Source organism: Limosilactobacillus mucosae, from assembly GCF_046939755.1.
In the GTDB taxonomy this organism is placed as follows: domain Bacteria; phylum Bacillota; class Bacilli; order Lactobacillales; family Lactobacillaceae; genus Limosilactobacillus; species Limosilactobacillus mucosae_A.
In genome coordinates this window covers 54,727-74,230 of the sequence record NZ_JBKZAY010000003.1, presented here as the reverse complement: position 1 = coordinate 74,230, position 19,504 = coordinate 54,727, and the positions used below count along the sequence as shown (strand labels likewise).

General features: G+C 43.7%; 23 protein-coding genes. 1 reads left to right on the top strand and 22 read right to left on the bottom strand.

Translation table 11 applies throughout. The annotated features are described in order from the left end of the window. Positions 1 to 49: 49 nt before the first annotated feature. The 8 genes from ACLUWI_RS02130 to ACLUWI_RS02095 form a co-directional block, all read right to left on the bottom strand. On the bottom strand, positions 50 to 1,360 hold the full coding sequence (locus ACLUWI_RS02130) for a hypothetical protein (RefSeq protein WP_412145959.1): 1,311 nt from the start codon (positions 1,358 to 1,360) through the stop codon (positions 50 to 52). 140 nt (positions 1,361 to 1,500) lie between these two features. Further along, a complete protein-coding gene (locus ACLUWI_RS02125; protein WP_412145958.1) occupies positions 1,501 to 2,241 on the bottom strand; it encodes a hypothetical protein in 741 nt (246 codons plus the stop codon). Positions 2,242 to 2,268: 27 nt separating this feature from the next. Then, positions 2,269 to 3,261, bottom strand: coding sequence for a hypothetical protein (locus ACLUWI_RS02120; protein WP_412145957.1), 993 nt, complete (start codon positions 3,259 to 3,261; stop codon positions 2,269 to 2,271). 146 nt (positions 3,262 to 3,407) lie between these two features. Continuing rightward, positions 3,408 to 5,750, bottom strand: coding sequence for an exonuclease domain-containing protein (locus ACLUWI_RS02115; protein WP_412145956.1), 2,343 nt, complete (start codon positions 5,748 to 5,750; stop codon positions 3,408 to 3,410). A 2-nt stretch (positions 5,751 to 5,752) separates the two neighbouring features. Beyond that, a complete protein-coding gene (locus ACLUWI_RS02110; RefSeq protein ID WP_412145955.1) occupies positions 5,753 to 6,748 on the bottom strand; it encodes a hypothetical protein in 996 nt (331 codons plus the stop codon). 126 nt (positions 6,749 to 6,874) lie between these two features. Then, positions 6,875 to 9,079 carry a phospholipase D family protein gene (locus ACLUWI_RS02105; RefSeq protein WP_412145954.1) on the bottom strand — a complete coding sequence of 735 codons (2,205 nt, stop codon included), beginning with the start codon at positions 9,077 to 9,079 and terminating at the stop codon, positions 6,875 to 6,877. 53 nt (positions 9,080 to 9,132) lie between these two features. After that, positions 9,133 to 9,480, bottom strand: coding sequence for a hypothetical protein (locus ACLUWI_RS02100; protein ID WP_412145953.1), 348 nt, complete (start codon positions 9,478 to 9,480; stop codon positions 9,133 to 9,135). A 4-nt stretch (positions 9,481 to 9,484) separates the two neighbouring features. Then, positions 9,485 to 9,943 (bottom strand): helix-turn-helix domain-containing protein, encoded by a 459-nt coding sequence (locus tag ACLUWI_RS02095; RefSeq protein WP_412145952.1) that lies wholly within the window; start codon positions 9,941 to 9,943, stop codon positions 9,485 to 9,487. Positions 9,944 to 10,115: 172 nt separating this feature from the next. Between ACLUWI_RS02095 and ACLUWI_RS02090 the strand changes: the two genes are divergently transcribed. Further along, the gene (locus ACLUWI_RS02090) at positions 10,116 to 10,286 is read left to right on the top strand and encodes a hypothetical protein (RefSeq protein ID WP_270638088.1); all 171 of its coding nucleotides are present in this window, start codon (positions 10,116 to 10,118) and stop codon (positions 10,284 to 10,286) included. A gap of 135 nt (positions 10,287 to 10,421) precedes the next feature. On the opposite strand, the gene ACLUWI_RS02085 is transcribed toward ACLUWI_RS02090, so the two are convergent. The 14 genes from ACLUWI_RS02085 to ACLUWI_RS02020 all read right to left on the bottom strand — a co-directional run bounded on the left by ACLUWI_RS02085 (position 10,422) and on the right by ACLUWI_RS02020 (position 19,489). After that, positions 10,422 to 11,426 carry a hypothetical protein gene (locus ACLUWI_RS02085; protein ID WP_412145951.1) on the bottom strand — a complete coding sequence of 335 codons (1,005 nt, stop codon included), beginning with the start codon at positions 11,424 to 11,426 and terminating at the stop codon, positions 10,422 to 10,424. 12 nt (positions 11,427 to 11,438) lie between these two features. Further along, entirely contained in the window at positions 11,439 to 11,645 is a 207-nt protein-coding gene (locus tag ACLUWI_RS02080) for a hypothetical protein (protein WP_412145950.1), read from the bottom strand. 15 nt (positions 11,646 to 11,660) lie between these two features. Then, entirely contained in the window at positions 11,661 to 11,840 is a 180-nt protein-coding gene (locus tag ACLUWI_RS02075; protein ID WP_412145949.1) for a hypothetical protein, read from the bottom strand. 378 nt (positions 11,841 to 12,218) lie between these two features. Beyond that, positions 12,219 to 14,228, bottom strand: a complete 2,010-nt coding sequence (gene mobL, locus ACLUWI_RS02070; protein WP_412145991.1) for a relaxase MobL — start codon at positions 14,226 to 14,228, stop codon at positions 12,219 to 12,221. Between the two features lie 23 nt (positions 14,229 to 14,251). After that, complete coding sequence (locus tag ACLUWI_RS02065; protein WP_278757848.1) at positions 14,252 to 14,665, bottom strand: hypothetical protein; 414 nt, start codon at positions 14,663 to 14,665, stop codon at positions 14,252 to 14,254. A gap of 5 nt (positions 14,666 to 14,670) precedes the next feature. Further along, positions 14,671 to 15,168, bottom strand: coding sequence for a hypothetical protein (locus ACLUWI_RS02060; RefSeq protein ID WP_289579382.1), 498 nt, complete (start codon positions 15,166 to 15,168; stop codon positions 14,671 to 14,673). 13 nt (positions 15,169 to 15,181) lie between these two features. Next, on the bottom strand, positions 15,182 to 15,508 hold the full coding sequence (locus ACLUWI_RS02055; protein WP_278757851.1) for a hypothetical protein: 327 nt from the start codon (positions 15,506 to 15,508) through the stop codon (positions 15,182 to 15,184). Between the two features lie 463 nt (positions 15,509 to 15,971). Further along, a complete protein-coding gene (locus ACLUWI_RS02050) occupies positions 15,972 to 16,562 on the bottom strand; it encodes a hypothetical protein (protein ID WP_278757853.1) in 591 nt (196 codons plus the stop codon). A 1-nt stretch (position 16,563) separates the two neighbouring features. After that, positions 16,564 to 17,097 (bottom strand): hypothetical protein, encoded by a 534-nt coding sequence (locus tag ACLUWI_RS02045; protein WP_412145948.1) that lies wholly within the window; start codon positions 17,095 to 17,097, stop codon positions 16,564 to 16,566. Further along, on the bottom strand, positions 17,060 to 17,479 hold the full coding sequence (locus ACLUWI_RS02040; protein WP_278757856.1) for a hypothetical protein: 420 nt from the start codon (positions 17,477 to 17,479) through the stop codon (positions 17,060 to 17,062). The genes ACLUWI_RS02045 and ACLUWI_RS02040 overlap by 38 nt, the downstream gene beginning before the upstream one ends. 61 nt (positions 17,480 to 17,540) lie before the next feature. Then, complete coding sequence (locus ACLUWI_RS02035) at positions 17,541 to 18,524, bottom strand: hypothetical protein (RefSeq protein ID WP_412145947.1); 984 nt, start codon at positions 18,522 to 18,524, stop codon at positions 17,541 to 17,543. Positions 18,525 to 18,541: 17 nt separating this feature from the next. Next, positions 18,542 to 18,841, bottom strand: coding sequence for a hypothetical protein (locus ACLUWI_RS02030; RefSeq protein ID WP_412145946.1), 300 nt, complete (start codon positions 18,839 to 18,841; stop codon positions 18,542 to 18,544). Next, positions 18,819 to 19,286, bottom strand: a complete 468-nt coding sequence (locus ACLUWI_RS02025; protein WP_412145945.1) for a hypothetical protein — start codon at positions 19,284 to 19,286, stop codon at positions 18,819 to 18,821. Before ACLUWI_RS02025 ends, ACLUWI_RS02030 begins: the two co-directional genes overlap by 23 nt. 14 nt (positions 19,287 to 19,300) lie before the next feature. Next, complete coding sequence (locus tag ACLUWI_RS02020) at positions 19,301 to 19,489, bottom strand: hypothetical protein (protein ID WP_412145944.1); 189 nt, start codon at positions 19,487 to 19,489, stop codon at positions 19,301 to 19,303. Positions 19,490 to 19,504: the final 15 nt, after the last annotated feature.

Below are 19,504 nucleotides of genomic sequence, written 5' to 3'. Positions count from 1 at the left end.
TCAAAACCTGTAAAGAGCTTCCAAGCGTCCATCATGGGCGCTTTTTTTTTTAACGTTTTTGGCCTTTCTTCTTGATTAACTGATTAGGCTTTATTTTTTTCACACTAATTTGTGGCGTTTGGTAGGTAATTTCATCCATTTTCTTATCCGACATGAGAGGTAAACGCAGCCAGCCTCCATCAACTTTATCGGGGGCAGTGTTTTTTAACTGGTCTGCAGCCTGATAAAATTTTGGATTTTTAAGATCGCGAAAGCCTTTTAATTGTTCAAGCGTCTCCTTATCAAATTGCATTAGCAGATGAACACGATTATGACTAGGTAAAAAGGCATAACCAGCAACCTCAATTGCTTTATCTTTATTCTTGAAATATCGCAAGCCAGGATTGTTATGTAAATCAACAATGTTAATCAAAATTCCAGGAGCTTCATATACTTTCTGGGAACGCAGAAGCGGATTTAGTTTACACATAAACTTACGGGTAGTAATCCGCTCAACCGTTTTGACAGCATCTTCCAGTGAATTTGCTTTATATCCAAAATCTGCTGTCGCTTTTAACATTTCATCTTTAGTATAGCTGGCCGGATTCGTCGACCAGTCCCCCTCGTCAAATAAATATCGGACTTCAGTGTTGTCAAAATTAACGGCTTTAGTCTGATTCTGCCTGCTTTGCCGGCCCTTAATAATCCGACTCGCCAGTTCTGCACGTTTGTCTAGTGGAACCTTGCTGCTATCCAAGAATTTCGTTACCTGTTGGTTAGTCTGATCCTGCACATAGTCTTTTTGCAGAATCTGCTTGGCATAATCAATTTTCTTTTGCGTTTCAAGATCTTCAGGCTGTTCTTTCTCGTAGACTATCTTGCTGATTTCATCAGCCGTCACTTTCGGCAGCTCCAAGTCTTGACTGCCGGCATGTTCTGGTGCTTTTGCCAGCTGCCGGTCAAAAGCCTGTTGCCATTCTGGCTCCTGACAGTCGTCAAAACTCTTCAACATGCTCAGCGTTTTCTGGTCATAAGGCATCAGCAAGTGCGTATCGCCTGGCATGCCGTAATCACCAATAATTTCAATGGCCTTGGCCTGACCTTCAAAGCCGGGCAGCTGCTGATCGTGCAAATCAACCACGTTCATCAGCACGGCGTCATCTTCGTGAATTTTTTCCAAGCGGGCTAGTGGCTTGACTGTAAACTTAAACTTGGTGTCATACAGATCTTCGGCCGCCTTAATAGAGGCCGCCATTGAATCAGGGTGTCTGCTGGTTTCATAGCCGTCCGCGTTGGCCTGTTTGATCAGCTCATCCTTTGTAAACGCAATCGGCTCAATCCCATCATTAAAGACATACTTGACTTGATCCTGTTGTTCCATAATTGTCCCTCACTTTTTATTGATTTTGCCTTTGAGTCTAAACAGCGGCTCAGAAAATCAATCTTTTGCCAACCTCGTTCCAAGGTTGGAACGAGGTTAAAAAAAAGAGCCATCACTCAATTTGAGCAATGGTTCCCCGATTAACGTTCTTTGGTTTTTGCTTGGGCCATACTTTTTGATAGCCGTTGACTTGGATTCAGCTTCACCAATCTAACGTTTTTAGTATTTTCAACTACTTTGATTGCCAGCTTCAAGCGTTTGTCGATTGAATTATTAGCTGAGTCGCGTAGATAATTGCTGATAGTAACAGCCGTCCGATCTTGTACGTAATAGTTCTCAACCGCGTCCAACGCCCAATTGAGTACGTCATGTTCGGATAGAGTCCGCTTTTGACCATTGATAATGGTGCCGAACTTAGGCCTGCGGTGCTTTTTAACCAAACACTCAAAACCCATTTTTTCCAGGATCTTGTTCAGCTGCTTGTAGTCCAGCAGCCGAATTCCGCGGTTCAGATCACCATCTTCAAGCGTATAGGCATTCAAAAGAAAATCGTTTAGAGTTTGCCCGGCACCTTTAGGGAGCGTAGCAGCAGCCGTACTATCTGCTTCAAGCACCTTATTCTTACGCTTATCAATTCTGGGATCCTTGTAAAAGCCATCCAGCTGCGAATTTTGTTTTTGCCTAGTCCGACCCTTGTACATGTTTTTAATTAGGTTGTCATGGGCAGTCTGAATGTCGCTAGAATTAGCGTCATCTAACAATTCTTTTGCGATTAGGCTTATATTGCGATCAGTTCTGGGAAAATCCATAAGCCGTAAAAAATCATTGGCATAATCATTCAGCATCTTTTCGGTTACGAAATCCTGGCTATCTTTCTGCATGATTTAATGCTCCTTTCTCGCAACTAACTAGCGTTCTTTTGCTTTTGGCTGAATCTGTTTGGCCATGGGTTTTCGTATCAAATGCTCTACCTGATCTGCTAATCCTTTTTCGATTGGCACCAGTTTGATTCGATCATTCTTTTCGACGATCTGCGTGGCCAGTTTTAATCGCTGAGCTTGGTAATAATCACTATAAGGCTTCTGCTTTAATACTTTTAAAGCAGAGGTCTTTACATCGTCATCAGCATAGCGGTTTTCTACCAGTTCAATTGCCCTTTGCAGCAGCTTATGTTCCGATATCGTCTGCAATGTTCCATCCGGCGTGGTGTAGGTATATCGCGGAACGGTACGTTTGCTATCTAATCGCTGAAAGCCATCCAACTCTAAGTTCCAATTTAGAAACTCAGGGTTTAGTTGTCGGTCAGCATAGAACTCGTAGTCCTTTAGATAGTCGGCCACCGTTTTAAGGTCTTTGGTTTTAGTTTCAATCGATTCATCACGAACCAATGGTTTGGACTTCGCCGATTTGATTCTTGGATCAAGGAACCAGCCATCCAGAGCTTGAAATCTACCATTCTGGCCTTTTCCTAAATCATCGATGACGTTCCAATAATCGTCATACAGGCAGGATCCATCGGCAACGTCGAGAGTCCGGTAATTCTTGATATCGCTTTGTTCAAGAATGCTCTGCGCAACAATTTCTGTATTGTGCTGGTTGATTGGATATAATCCATACGCATATGTTGTCAAGGCATCAGTGGCCATCTTATCCAGATCATGTTTAGTGGTTGACTTGACCGAAGTTGGAATAATCGTTGTATTATCAGTCCAGCTTGCAAAAATTGGTACATCATCAGGCAAGCTGCTTAATTCAGCGGTATTCTGCAGCTTATAAAAGTGGCAGCTTTTTCCTTGCCGATCAACTGCTTTTGCACCGTGAATAGTCCAGCTGTTACCAACCTTTTCAGCATAACTGTTATCGACCCCTGCTAAATAGCTGACTCCAGGATTTTCTGCCATTGCTATCACTCCTTTAAAAATTTACCTCACGTTGAGCTTATCTGCGCTGAAGAAAAATCAATCTTTGGCCATTGGCCAACCTCGTTCCAAGGTTGGAACGAGGTTAAAAAAAGAGCCATCACTCATTTCGAGCAATGGTTCCTTGATCAACGTTCTTTGGTTTGCTTTTTGGAATTGGAAATTGGCTTGGCATACGGCCGGCGAGCAGCAATGATATTGTTGGCAACCTTTAACCGTTGAGCAATTGGCCGTTTTGGATTCTGAAGATACTCGGCTACTGCCATGCTGGTCTGATCTTGCGCATAGTTTTTCTCCAGGACCTTGGTTGCCCGTTCGATTTTCTGTTGGGCCAGCGGTTCTTCAAGCGGCTTAATTCCGCTTTCCTTTAAGGCTTGATTCAATTCTTTAAAATCAACGTCGGCCCGTTTGCCAAATGCCGTCCGCATAAAGTCGCCGGCCGTTTCATCTGCATAGGCTTTGCCGCCTCGCTCACTGGCGTCATCAGTGAGTGTCAGCTTTTTTACCGCCTCAACCCGCTCATCATGGTAGATGATCTCCTGCGTCCGTTCCTCCTGCTTCTTCAGCTCTTCTAAACCCTGGCGCACCATCGATTGCAGCTGGCGTGGCGTATACCGTGGCGTCCGCTGTTCATAGTACAGGTAGTCAGACATATCTTGCAGCATGCTCAGACTATTGCTGATGCCGACTGGTGCGTTCTCATAGTTCGGATAGGCTTGATGCAGATAGTTAAGATACTGTTTAGCCATTTCTTTTGGCTGTACCGGCCGTTTTGGATTCATCTGCCGATAGACGTAGGCAGTCGCCCGCGCGTCCGCCAGACTATCATGAGCATGTTCATTGCCCCAGTCGTAATCATAGAAATCAGCAGCCTGACCCAGCTTTTGCCACTTATAAGGCGTCTTGTTGAAGCCTTTTGGATAAGGATTCGGTTCGCCAACGGCCTCGGCAAATTCCAGCATCATATCATGGTTTTCTTTAGCGGGATCAATCTTGATGCCATTTGCTTTCAAAAACCGATCATCAAAATTGCGTTGATTATATCCGACTATCACATCGGCCTGGTCAAATATCTCCTGCACTTGACCAGTCCAGGCTTGGAATGCAGGGCAGTCCTGTACGCGTTCTGGAGTAATTCCATTGACGGCTGCTGCCTTTGGCCACTCGTTCTTTTTCGTTGGCTTGAACAGCTTGTTGAACAGCTCATTGCCATCGCCATCAACGATTGACAGCTGCAGAATATCATCGTCCTGCGGATCAAAGCCCGTTGTCTCCATATCATAGCTGATGACTTTTCGCTGTTTCTTCAGATCATGCTCAATTTTTCGAGCAATTTCTTTATAGCGTTCATCAATTTCTTCCTTGTCCTGATCGTATTCAGCCGATGATTCAATGGCTCTGGTAGCTTCAACCATCTTTTTCATTGCCAGCCGATCGAGTGTACCGTTGGCATCGGCGTTCATAATCTCGTCAAAATCGGCAACAATGATTCGGTCATCAGTTTCTCGCAATGACCTATCCTTCAGCCATAAGTTGGTCTTGACTTCTCTGGTATAATAATTGGTTTCATCATAAGGTGCTGCCAGAAGGCCATAATGGCTTGCAAGCTCTATAAAGCGCTCATTGTATTTATCGACAGCATCGCGTTCTGCCATGCCGGCTAGATTATAATTTTTCGGATTCTCACGCAGATCAATGCTGACCTCTTCTGCCGAAATTCCGGTGTGCGTCCATTCAGTTACTTCTAAGATGGTCTCAGCTAGTGAGTAGCAGTTGTACTCAGTATCAGGCAGGTCATTGTTCCGTAAAACCTCTTGCGCTGATTCCATCAACTCCTGCTTGGTGGTAACTGACATTTCTTCTGGCGCCAGGAGGATATCAGGCGTTGCATGCACGGGCGCATCATCTGGCGCATCTCTTAAGTCGCCGGCAAACTTATAGCCGACCTGATCAGCCTCAAGCTCTTCCAATGCCGCATGAGTACCATGGATCTGCCATTCGCCGTCCTGTTTGATCGCATAGCTGCCAGCCCAGCCCAGCATCAGCTCCTGACTTGGCAGTTTTTGATCATTGATCTTTTCCAGGACTTCCATGTAGCGTTCCGCTGAATCATCAGTTACGTTGTCCAGAGTCAGCTGGTGATCTTTAACCTCCTGATCAATCTCTTGGCGGTGTTCAACCAGATAGTCCTGGATTGCCGGCACGATTGCTGAGTTCGCCGTGTTATGGCCAAGCCACTGATCAAATGCCGCCAATTTCTGATCATCTGACGCCGGTCCTTTGACTAACCAATCCAGATCACCATTTCCCACCAAAAAGTCGCCGTCCTTGGTATAGTCGTATACCCAGTCGCGGATAATTGCTCCCGTCAGCCGACCGTAAATATCGTTCTGCTGTTCAAACTTGTCGGCCGTGAAATTCCAATAAGTTAAAAAAGCCTGTAGATTCTTTAATTCTCCGTATCCTGCCATAATCAGCGCTCCTTTGCTTTAGTCTTAACTGGCTGCTGCATTTTTTGCTGCGTTTTCATTTGATACAGCTTGCGGTTGGCCGTCCGATTGATCTTACTGGCCAGACTGACCGACTTGACAAACATCGTCTGTAGCTCATCAGGCTGCAGGTTGGCCATAGCCTTGCGCTCACTGGCGCTGAAATGAAAAGACTGATCCGTGAGACCAGCACCGGCAAAGGCCATATGGCGTGCCATATGTGTCTGCACGGCATGAATCTGGTTGCGTCCCCAAACCCAGTCCGGTTTCGGTACTCTCAATTCCCGCAGAGCATCAACCACTGCGCCCAGTCGTTTCGGCTCTGAAGACTGGTGCATTAAACTACGCTGACTGACCAGTGCTTGTGCCGGTATTTTGACGTTCGGATACTTGGCAGCAATCTCATCGGCAGAATACATCTTACCAATACCAAAAGTAACGGGTTGACCAGGTTGCTTAGCGTTTGGTACGAATACTTTGACGCCTTCGAGCTGATCAAAATCAACACCTTTTAAATCCTCGTTCTTATCATGATGGAGCCAGGCCTGCTTCGTCATAAAGCCCCGTTCCGGACTGGCCTGCGTCAGCAGCAAACTGTTAACCCGACCATAATCCACTACTGGACTGACCTGATCAACCAGCTTTTCCATTGCATCAATGGTCTGCGTCCCGTCTTTCAGTAGCTGCTGCGCCTTGCGACTGACGGCAAACCGTTCGATCTCAGCTGGCGACACCTTTTTTTGCTGTTTTTCTTTTTCCATCTTCATTCGCTCCTTTATTTTTGCAAAAGAATATGCTTGATCAAACGTTTCAAATTCAAATGGTTGCTGACTCTGATCACTCTTGTTTAAGCGGTCCACAACAAAGTAATGGTTGCTGTTAAGATCATGAGCCAGATAAATACCCTGGTTCGCCGCAGCTGGCGGGCTGGTTATAATCCGCTCCAGTTCGTGCATTGACAAGCCAATTGGATTCAGCATCTCCTCACCGCTTTCCTTGATTCTTGGCTCTAGGATAACGGTAATTTTCAGGATTCAATCTTTGGCCAATAAAAAAACAGCCACTAGATTCACTAATGACTGGTTAGAAAATATGAACACTATTTATTATTTATCAAAGAGCCTTGACCAGAATCCTTTCTTTTTACCAGGTTGATTCTGACTATTTGCCAATTTACTCATAGTTTGCACTAAAATTTCATTTTGCTTGTTTTGCTGTTCAAGAAGAGTTTCTAACTGTATCTGCTGACGTTCACTACTATGAATTTTGTTGTAATAGTTTCTAATTAACGGTTCTCCTATAAATTCATCAAATCGATCAATATCTAGTAGCATACCGCTATCATACAACTCTAAAGCAATCCCTTCTTTTCTGGGAAACATATTGTAATAGTTATCTAGGCTCTCATTTATGTTTTCATAAGAAGTACCTTTGAAACTATTAAAAATAGATTTTGCAACATTGAAGACGTTATCTTTACCCTCAATAAATGAAACGTGTTCAAAATTATCATTTTGAATCAGCATTCGCCAGTTAGTCTTATTACAGTCTCTCTTATAGTCGTAATTTTCCCATATTTGGCTTGGAAACTTTTCAGCTTGACCAAACTTATCTAATAAACTATAGAGGATATCTTTAGTTAAATACAGGTAGTCATCGATTAAATGACTTTCTTCATTACCATTTAGATGATTTAATCGTTCATTTAAATGCCACGTTACATAACGGTAGATATGATCATTTACATTATTGATCAAAATCTTGTAAGGAATTTCTTGCTGATCATCTAGTTTCCAGTCTGAAGTAAAAGATAAATAATACGTTCGTTTAGTAATTTCCTCAAGATTGTTAATAGGCTTATCTCCCTTATTATGATTCATAGCAAAGATGTTCACGTTATGAACCCCATTCACAATCCGAAGTGAGGACCAGTCCTTGATAGCTTGAATGGCATCTTTATAACTTAGAAAATTACCATTCAACTCGTCAACAATCATTGGTGATACGAAGCGCTTTGATTTTAGATAGTTACTTAGGAAATTAATAGCAGGAATTGGACGTGCGTTAGAGCCATTGATCTCGGTATATTGAATGGTTTTTGAACAATCACCAACAAACGGCTTAAAGTATTTAGATAATAGTAGCGTCTTCCCGGTTGATCCACGTCCAATCAACACCATTGACATAGGAACTTGATCAGGATTTTTGGCAAAGTTAGATTTTTGATAGACTTCTTCGCGAATTTTCCAAATTAATGGAGCCGTCATTAAATAAAGAAAAGCTGACAAAGCTTGGTGACTTTCATCATGTTCCTTGTTTAATTTAAAGCTTCTTATAATATCAATAAAGGTTTCAACGTCATCTCTAGTGACTAGATCACTATTAATTGTTAGTGGGTGAAATAATTCATCGCCATCATCTTTTACCATAATCTGATCGTGATCATATACCCACAGTGGTTTTGGATATAAGTCGCTGGCCTTCATTTCTTTAGTGGCTGTTTTATTTAATGTTTGGTAGGTAACTTTTTTAATACTTGATTTTACCTGATCTAAATTACGTTTTAAGTTTCCATTTTGCGTGTAGGTATTCTTCAATATCTCTACAGTTTCAGGTTTCATCAAGAGATTGCTTTCGTCATCGATTTTACTACCAACCAGTTGCTTAACTGCCGTGGGACTAACAACAACCGTTTTATCGCCCAGTTTATCAATTGCATCATTTGTAATGACTGCTGTAATTTCAGCATAGGTTGTTTTACTGCCTAACTGCTTAATAATCTTTCGGTCTATGTACTCTGTACTATCAAAAGTAAAATTGTGCTTAAACAGATTTTTATGAGCTTTATAAATTGACAAATCAGCATTATTGTTCTTATCTCCCTGATACAGCCAAAGTACTTCATGGTTATCGTGCATTGCCTTATTAGTTAGATTCATTGATCCATTAAAAATAGCAAATTTATTTTCATTCTCTAAAATGAAGTATTTACTATGGAATAAGTGATCTTTTGTAAAATGCAGCTGAAACGTACCATCAGAAATCCGTTTCATAAATTCGTCACTGGCATTTTTAATTTCCTTAACTCGGCGAGCAATATCAAAAATCTGGTTTAGACTTTGGCCGGTCCTCTGATCTTCCATACCTAAAATTAGCTTAATATTTTTAAATCGTGGTAATAGCTCTTTTTCTAGGATCTTAAAGGAACTCACGAAAGATACGCCACTAAAAGTATCAAAGTCATTCGTTAAGCTAAAAAAATCAGAATCCTTTAGCATCACCTGATTATTCAAATCATATATGCTTAACATTATAATCACCTCCTTAATTTATAATTATAGCCATTAAACAAGCTTAATCACGATTAGTCCCAATATCCGTCATCAATATCATTAAGATACAGATTGTAGCCATGAATCACATCTTCAAGCGGAATTACATGATCTCCTTTTGGATCACCATAAATCGTAATACCTAAAAAGGCACCCTTTGGATCATCAGATAGCGATCTGCCCAATAACCGACAGCATTCAGGAACCGTGAAGTTGTTGCCGATATATTCAGAGACTCCTTCTCCCAATACTGCCTTGCGCGTCTGACCAATTAGTTTAAATGGAATTTTATCACCAGCAACTTGTCTAACTTCAGATTCAGAAACATCAAAAGCTTTTGCTAATTCAGCTGAAGTAAAGTGGCCACGTAAGATTAACATTTTTTCACCCCAATTCAATAGAGCAGCCAAGCTCTTTGCCTGCTAACGCCACAAAATCATTTTTCATCAACGTCTTGGCAAAGACAGATAATTGACTAAAATATTTGGCAAAATGAAGTTCCAGATCAGAATAAGCAATCCGACAAGCAGTGTTCGTAATCTTTCCTGAAATTTGTGCGGATTGAATACCCTGACCATTTTCCAGAATCGATGCAGCAACAGTAATCTTGTCCTGCTCTCTGTTAAATTCGTAGTGCAAGTCAAACGGGTAGTATTCCAGCAAATCCTTTGGCTGGACATGCAGGTACTGGCATAGCTGGTTTAGCGTAGCCAGCTGAATGCCCTTCGAGTTGTTTTGCACCATGTAAGTTAAGGTTGTTCGTGATAAGCCGGTATCTTTGGCTACTTGCGTAATGCTCAGCTCACGTTCGCTCAGCAACATTTTTAAACGATTAAAAATCATGATCTATGCCCCTCTTGTTTTTATTATCATTGTACAGTATAGTGAACATTTTTCAATAATATTATTCAAATATATTGATTTTTGTACTAATGATAGTATAATAAAAATATAGAAAACGTTCACTACTATGAACATTTTCTATATAAAATAAACGTCTAAGGGGGATATAATAATGACTGATCATTTTGCCATTACGTTTTTGTCAATTATGCTAGGAGTAACACTAGCCGATCACAAGTATGATCTGGCAGCTGTACTCACTTTCGCTTTGGTTGCCTATCTGTACTATGCCTGGAAAGGCCACAAGGAACACAAAAAGGCAATCGACTACTTTTTTGAATAATAGCCGATCGCCTCTTGTAAATAAATAACCCTAATAACGCGACTTTACAGTTGCGTTATTTTTATTTTAGCAGAAATTCGAGATATAATCACGGAAGATAAAATGAGCCTCCTTAAAGCACGTGTGTCAACATTATTATCGTGTTCTAATCAAACTGCTGATTTTGTCAGCCGTTTCCTTATCCTTGAAAGAATAACTGTTACCGTATGACGGATTGCTCTGCAGAATATTCAAGAACTTTTTTACGTCAAACGACTCTGCCAGCGCTGTTAAAAAGATGCTAAGATCCTTGATTTTTCGCCGTTCCAGGCGCGATGCTTGAAAAGCAGCCAAGAACGCTGACTGATCAAGCTGATCAAGATCTGTTAACTCTATCGTGTGCAGGAAGTCTTGAAGAATGCTCTTCTCATAGGTATTCAGCAATCGGTCAACCGCGGTTTTCTTAGCCAGTCCCTGTACCAGAATACCAACTGCCGCCAGCATTTCGCAAAGATCACAGTCGATTGTTGGCATATTGTGCCTTATTGCTGCATCAGTATTGATTCGCGAACTATTCTGCAGATGAGCGGTAATGCGCTTTTCAATTGTCTGAAACAATGGCATGTAGCTTGGCTCCGTCACCTGATCCTCTTTTGAAGGCTCCCAGACAAACTCATCGCTGGCCAAATCAAAAATACGCAACGTTTCTGGATCACATTTTTTATTGTGTGCCCAGATCGTTTTGCTTTTAGCCATCTTCTGAGCCAACTCAATTGGTGCAGCTAATTCCTGCCAAACTGATGCTTTCGCGTCAGTCTGTTCAAATTTCTTGGTGGACTTGCGAAAATAATACATCTCGCTATTCCGCATCACCGTAATCACGTAGCGAGTAGAAGTTTCCTGCGCCTCCGGATCGTTTTCCGCAATCGCAGCCAAGGGCAGCGTTTCCCGATCCTGTAGATCAAGAGCAAAAAAGCTATCTGGCCGTTTGGATCGAAACCGCGTTGGATAAGCCTGTCTCAGGTTTTCAAAGTCATGATGCAGGCCGGTCAAGGACTCCCAGATCACAAACTCGCGGTTCTCTTTTGAGGTGAATTTCTGATCAATCGTCCAATACCAGCGCTGTTTGCTACGCGCCTGATACATCAAAACATAGGGCACTTTAACCGCCCCCTACAGCTTTTCGCCAGTATATTCTCGATAACAGACGCGTGCAACCGTCTCAGGCGTTCCCATCAGCATCAGCGGAATCATATCCTTGCAGAAGGTTAGAATCTTCATCGCTAATGGCCGGCTGACATTACAGTTTTTATAAAAATCAAGCATTTTTTCTTCAAAATATTCCTGACTGATTGGTTGTCGTCTAACGTTTGCAGACATAATCCATCACTCTCCTTATTCTTGATAAACAAAATCAGTATGGTCTGGATTAATGGCCACAACCATATACTGCATTAAGGAATCCGCCGCATCGGTCTTGATCTTGATCGCAAACGGCTCCTGCGTGCCTAGAATGATCCCTTTGGCCGCGCCATGCTCCAGGCTGGTAATCAGGCCCAGATCGTAATTTTCCATAAAAAGGCCCCCATTTAAAGTCTGGTTTTAATCATCATCAGAACTAGGATTTACGCAAGTTTCGCCAAAAAAAAAGGCCGTCATACGACGACCGCAGCCCCACTTGTGTGGGGAAACTTGCTATAAAGCAATATCCCTAATATTAATATCAGGATCACCCCCACATACGTGGGGAATACTCGTTAAAGTAGCCGGCGTCCATTTTGTAGTAAGGATCACCCCCACATACGTGAGGAATACGATTTAAGTATATATTAGTACGCTAAACTTAGCGGGACCAACCAAGTAGACCGGCTTTAAAGCGACCTTGCTTTTTCTATTAATATTATAGCATGGTTTACTTTTTCGCTGTACGGAAATGACAGATGCTTCTAGCTTTCAAATCTCACGCGTCTCACGTTCTTCTTCTCGATCAGCACGCTCAATCTCATCATCATCGTCCAAGTGCTTGCGCATGGCATTCATCTCTGCTCTGCCGTCACGTTGGAGTCCACTCATCAGGCGATCCAGATTAGACAATAGCCGCAAACTGCCGCGGTGTGTCTGATATCTTGCTTGTGCCTGCTTTTGCGTTCGCTCCAGAAACTCCTGCCGATGCTGAATCATTTGATCCAATTTTTCACCATTCTCAAGCATCGCGTAGCTCTTTTTTAATCGCTGGAACAGCGGCCGATTCGTTGCATTCCGTTTGGTAAAATCGTCTTTATACTGCCGGTTGTTCTCATAAATCTGCCCTTTCAGCTTCAACACTTGTTGCTGCATCTGATAATAATAGACCGCATTCTGTAAGCCATAGGGACTGCCGGGATTCGGTAGCATCATTTGTACAGTCGGCGAATCCGGATACTTGAGCATAACGCCTAGCTCTTTGCCTAGCTGATCAATTCGTTCACTGACAACTTCTGGACTGGCTGCCTGAATCGGCAGTTTGACCACGTTGACATAGCGTTTTGAAAGTTCTCGATAACGCTTGGTCAGCCCCTGTTTAGTCCGCTCAAATTTCGGCAGTTTTTTGAGCGTAACCAGTTCCCGTTGTTCCTTCAGTACGTTTAAAAAATACTCATTGGCTGGCGACTTGTCGTGCAGCCTTTTTAGTTTGGCAATCTGATTATCAATGGCATTCGCCCGTGCATCCAGATTGACCTGACGCAGATAGAGACGACGCAGCCCTAGACGTTTTTTTAAGGCTTTAGCTTCATTTGACGATGGCTTCAGCATGCTGAGTCGCTGCTTCTCCAACTCAATTTGCTTAAGATTCTCGTCAACGCCTTGTGCGGCAATTTTTTCCAGTGTCTGCTGACTGTTTTGCTGCTCATCTGTTTCACGCAGATAGTCGTACACCCGATTGGCCAAAAATTCGCGCAAGGCTTGATCGCGTCTTTTTTCCGTATCTTTGATATGCTGACCGTATTTTTTTCGACTGCGAGTATCCTTTTCGTGCACGGCCATTTTAAATTGCTGGTAGGAATCTTGCAACTGATCATTCAGAAGATTATCAACCAACTTTGCAGTCAGCTCATGCGACTCATGAAAGACTTTGCTATGGTTGCTGGCCCGCCATTTGCGTTTGTCGCGATACTGAGGCAGCGACCAGTAGATAGTCTGAAGCTGCTGTTGCTGATCAGCATCATGCCGCACCAGCCACTGCACGTTCTCGACCAGATCCTTCCGCAGGTGATCAATCTCTTTGTCCAGCTCAACGTCGCGCTCACGATTGATTGATCGTGCCAGCTCATGGTGGACGTCAGACTTAAGCCGGCGCAGTGACTTGGTATGAAACATACCGACCGGCTCTCCATTCTTCAGCTCACGTGTATTCTGCCGTTGACTGATGGCCAGGTGCACGTGGACGTGATCCGTGTTCAAATGCACGTCGCCCCACCAGAAAGTTTCTGAATTATCCAGTTCTTCTTGCGCCAAAAAACCGGGCATGGCTTTCTGCACTGCCAACTTAATGGCCCGCTGATCAACCGTCTTAGTTTTCTCGTCATACAGCCCCGCCTCGCGAATAAATTCTGGACTGAACGAGATCACGCCGGCCCAGAGCATGGTCTTATTTTTCTGCGCCAGGTTGAGATTATCGATCAGTTCCTGGTGCTGGTGATTGTCAATGTTGAGACTATCTTTTGTAAAAGTTGGATAGCGATTCTTATCGACCCCCCGCTCAAGTTTGGTAGCGGCCTGCCGATCCGTATAGCCAATGTAGCCGGCAAATTTTTCGTCAGGATCCTTTTGAATCTGATCAGCATATGGATTATTTTCCAGCTCAAAATCTTTCTCCGGATTAATGGCTTCCTTCCGTTCCGTATAGCCCAGATACTTTGATTGCGCCACGTGAAACGTCTGCGTATAGATGATATCCGGCGACTGCTCACCGTCTTTGGTCATATACAAATCTGATCACCTCGTTTTTACAATTGAACGTGCTTGCCAAACTTGTCCTTAAGCTCAACTCGCAAGTCAGAATTGATCACCTCGTTTTCTTTAAATGGCGGATAACCATGCCGAAGCGTGCTGACTGGAATGTGCAGAATCCCCGACATATCTTTGTAACTCAAACCGAACCGAGCATAGTACGTTACGACCAAGCGGACCGTATCGCGCTTGCTGCCAGTGCGCCATGCTTGCGGATTAACTTGCAGCATCTTGCGGACTTTTTTCAGTCGTTTTCGATCCTCCAAAACTGTTTTCACGTCCGTCTGCGGATCGCCATCGTCAATGTACTGATCCAATCCGCTCTCTTGTCCAACATGTGCAAACCATTTTGGATCTTCCTCTAAAGCATGAAGTGCCCGGTAGAAATCTTGATTGTTTTTTACTCGCATTTTGATCACCCTTTTTGATTCTTGGTTTTTACGAACAGTCGCTTATTGTCTTCGTCAACTAACTGCTGCAAAGCCTGATGAATTTTGTACTCGGTACTGCCAAACTCAAACATCGATTCAAGATCGTTTAAGCCGCCAGTCTCGATTAAAACTTTCGTTGCAATCATTTGCAGATAATAAAGTTCATTCAATCGATTGAGCAATTGCATATTATCTTTGTGCAGCTTCTCGTTTTCACGATGCAATTTTTCAACGGTCTCACGTTCTGATCTTGAGTGATTAAGTTCAGCTGCAATTTGATCGTAGCTTTTCTTTTTGTCCTGCCGTTGTTCTTCTATTAGATAGTTTGAGTAGTCAGTCAGCAACATATTGATCAGGGCACTGCGATTATCTGGCATTCGTTTAATCAAAAATGGTTTGGCATTCCATTGCGCCAACAAATAATTAAGGTTAGCTACCGTCTTGTCATATAGCCGAATTGAAAAATGATTTTGAAGATCCATCAATCTCACTCCTTTAATTTTTGAAATCATTGCCATCAAGGTCATCTGGATCATATACGCCAGTCAACTCTTCAAAAAACATCCGAATATAATTCTTTGTCGTTTCCGAATCGCCAGCCAGCTTTTTCAGATTTTCTGAAATTGCGGCGAGATTATCGTTGTACTCTCGTATGATCGATTTTAATTCTGCGTTTCCTCGTTCAATGGTCTGATCGTGAAAATAATTCTCCACAATCAATTCCAGCATTTCTGTTTTATTAACATGATTTTGTTTGGCTGCGGTCGAAATTTTTTCGTAGATTTTTTCATCAATTTTGATTGCGATTTTTGAAGTTGTCATGATTCACTCCTTCTATGGTTTCACAAGTTTTAAAGAGCATAAGGGGGATCTACCACCGACAAGTCGGCGGCCCACCAGTGGCGGGGATCCGGGCAGTAGTGCCAATTTTCTCGCCTGTATGGGCTATTAACACGTTGTAGTTACGCATTAGTTACATCATGTATTGCTATTTATTACATGACTTATTTAGAAATTCTAAATAGATTTTGATTTTTTCAAACTTTCGCCACGTAAAAATCAAATGATTCTAAGTCGGCAATTAAACCGACTTTTTCTAAAAAAACAGACCAGCCGTTACCGACCGGCCTGCCAATTTTTAACTCAATCCGCGGAACTCATTCATATCGATATTCAGCACGTCAACGATTTTTTCCAGCAGCTTAAACGATGGATAATTCCAAAAATCAAGACGCAACCGCTAGTAGCAACCATAGTCAACATAGTTAATATTCCATTGCTCATTTCACTCGTCCTCCTCATTCAGAACGACTTTTACAGCTGGCTGATAGTTCTTCAGCATAAATGGCGTGATCAGCAACTTTAAGATCTGCACAACGGCCTCATAGTTTGTATCAGCGATTGTACTTTGACTGGAATACGGATTGACAAACGCACCCAACTTTTGGCCGGCGTATTCAAGTTCAATCCATTTCGATTTTGTTGCATCAAAAGTAAATGCCTGGTCAATCAAAACGCTGATTAGATCGTGAAAGTCGATATCCATGGCCATAATTTCTGGTGAGATTTTCATAACCGTCAGTGCAATCTGCTGTTTTTCGAGCGCCTCATATTGATTTACCTGATCATCAATCATGAATTCTCTGATGATGATCCGCACCATCATTTTCCGTAGCAGGCTAACGGCATAACTCTTGTTCATGCCGCCGATTTTGCGCCCGTGCCAAGTCAGAGTGCCATGATCGTCAAAGACAATGCCCAGCTCTTTAAATTCCTCCAGCAACTCTGAATAGTCGATCGTATCGGCAATTTCTTCTGGCGTTTCGTGCTTGATAAAGAATCGATTGCGAATCTCGTGTATCGTTTCAAATCCCATGCTAAAAATCTCCAATCTTAAAATATTTTTTCAACAAGAACTGTATTTCCCAGTGCCGTAATGCGGCCAAGATATTCTTACGATTGCCAGTGTCATGATCGTGAAACATGAAGCGTTTGATCTGCTTTTTGTTGGCCAATCCATACCAGGTCCACTCCGGCATAATGAACTGACTGCGCGATACCTGCCGGCTGATGCTGGTGTGCTGACGACGAATCTTAACCTGCCGAATCATACCCAGCGTGAGGCTGGCATAACCTTGATCGTCATAATCGGATTGTGGTACGTTGATCAACGCTCCATTTAAAACTTTTGCCCATTCTTTTGGCCGCTCATGCAGATACTGCCGCATAGCAAACTGCAGATCTTTTGGCAATTGATACCACTGTTTTTTCTGGTTGGGCAGCTCCACTTCAATCCAAAACCAGAATGGCTTGCGTTTGGTTTCGCTGCGTTTTTCTGCCAGTGCCCGTCTGGCAAACGACCAGCACCGCGGATCAGTTATCTGACTCTGGGTGATTCTTGAAGTACTCATCGATATCCTCCTCCGAAACGTATCCCTTGCCATTTAAATATGAGCGGACGCTTAGATAAACCGGGTAGCCGAGCAGATCGTACGGCCCAACGTCCTCAGTTGCTTCGTAAGCCTCCTCGAGCTTTGCCCATTGCACCTCGTCATCATGATTAAGCAGATAATCCATCGTAACGGTGCCGTTGCTAGTAGGATCCCAGACGTTATAAAATTCAGCCATCGTTACAATTGCATTCTGCAATGGCATTTTATCGTCATAAAGTTCCGTAAACGTTTTGCAGATGCCTGCGATTAAAACCAGCAGAATATCCGGACTAAACGTGTCCGAACAAAGCGGTACCATCATGCGTTCGTCGATTGATACCAAAATCAAGTATTTTTTCATAAAAAAAGCCCGACAGACCCATGATCTGCCGAGCCTAGCCCCCTTTCGTATCTCAACTAAATTATTTCAATTCACCCGTACTCTTGCTTGCGATAAAGCGGTAGCTGCCGTTTTTAATGTCGCGGATCTGTTTGCGATAAAGCTTGATCTGTTCTTGGTACTTGGCGATTTTTTTATTGGCCTGATCAATATTAGCCTGCTGATTGGTGATATCAGACTGCGCACTGCGAATCGTGTCCGAGCCGGAATCGTCATCAGCCTTGTACTGGCTATCCTTTTGAATCTGTTCGATCCCCACCTTATCAGCCGTAATCTGCGCCTGATAGTCCTTAATCGCGGCCTGCTGTTTGTCAATGCTCTTGTTCAGGTTCTTGATTGAGCCGTTGAGCGATTCGACTGCGTACTGTTTCTGCGATTTTTGGACCAGCGTATTGTCAATGAACTTGTCGCTCTCGTTGATGATGAACTTGTACTTGTTCTTGGCTTGATTGCTGTTGGCATTGCTGACTGCTGACGAGGACGATGAGCTGGTCCCGTCGTAGTCCTCATCAGTCGTCGTCAGCTGGCTTAGATCAGGATTCTTATTCGTGGCCACAATCTGCAGGGCCTGATAGCCGGGCTTCAGATTGCTGATGACCATTACATAGCTGTTGTTGGCCAAGGGCAGGACCTGGTAGCTGGCGTCCTGGTGCTGAAGCGTGCTGGCATTCAGTTTGATGCTGCGTGGATTGATCACCTGACCGCTGCTGGCCTGCACTTGAAATTTGATCACCATGAAGTGTTTTTTTGCGTTGTACTGCCGCGAGGTCATGGCAATTGTGGCGCTGGAGTTTTGACCAAACGATTCCTGTGTATTCAGCGGCGTGTTAGTAAAGCGCGACTGTTTGGGAGCCGTTTTCGTACCAATCAGCAAGGCAGCCATAATGGCTACCAGCGTGCCGGAGACAATCAGTTTGCGTTGCATAGCATGTTCGGTATGCCATTCGTAAAACTTAGCCAGCTTTTTCTGCCAGGCCCCTCGGAGGCGTTTAAGCTCATCCAGCATGACTGCTCCTTTCTAGCCTAGACATCAAGCTGATCAGCCACCCAGCGTAGCATTTCGGCCAGATCCTCACGCTCTAGACTGCCCATTGTCGTAAACTTCAGCTGCTTCACGTTGCTGAAGTACTGTACCTCACCGTTGATTTCAACGGCCACGTCATGCAAGACACCGGCACCGTCGTTTTCGATGATGATATCCGTTTGTGCATTATCTCCCTCGTAGCCGTCCGTGTTAACGCTGATGGCAAATGGCATCATGCCATCTACAGTGTCAAAACGTTTCTTTTCCCCGCGGGCATTAGTCTTCATTACCTTCGTCATCGTCTGCTTCCTCGCTTTCTTCGTTATTTGCTTCGTTCTGCAAGATCTGCTCTGCAATGGCTTTCGCCGTGCTCAAATCGTCCAGGATATACTGGTTGCGCTTTGCAAACCAATCCGTCAGCCAAGCTGAATCCACTCCTTCATTCACCGGATAACCGCTGATTGAGATCCGCGTCCGGTACTTCATCATGCGCGGTTGAGCATAGCAGATGCCCTCATTGTTGAGCCAGTAGGTCAAATGCAGTGCCAATACGTCGGCCATCAACGGCGTCGTGCCGGCCTTGGCCGCTTCTGGATAATACGTCTGTAACAGATCGGTCCCGTCTAGTTGGCCTTCCCAGTGGTGACTGATTGTCTGCGCTTTGTCGATATCGTCCATGAGATCCTTTTTGATCTCGTCCGTCAGTTGCAGCTCCAGGGCTGCCTTTTTCTTTGTCGGGTTCATTTAAAATTCCTCCTTTAGCGCGGCCGGACCTCTTTGACAAAGGTATCCAGCTGTTCCTGCGTGTAGCGACGCCGGTGAATCTTTGGTACCAGCCGGACGTCATCGCGCAATTGCTTCATGATCTTGGCCGTGTAGGTCTGTTCCAGGATCCCGGTTTGGTTGATGTATTTGGCCGCCCTGCGGAAGCCGTATGTTTTTAACATTGAATCTCTCCTTTT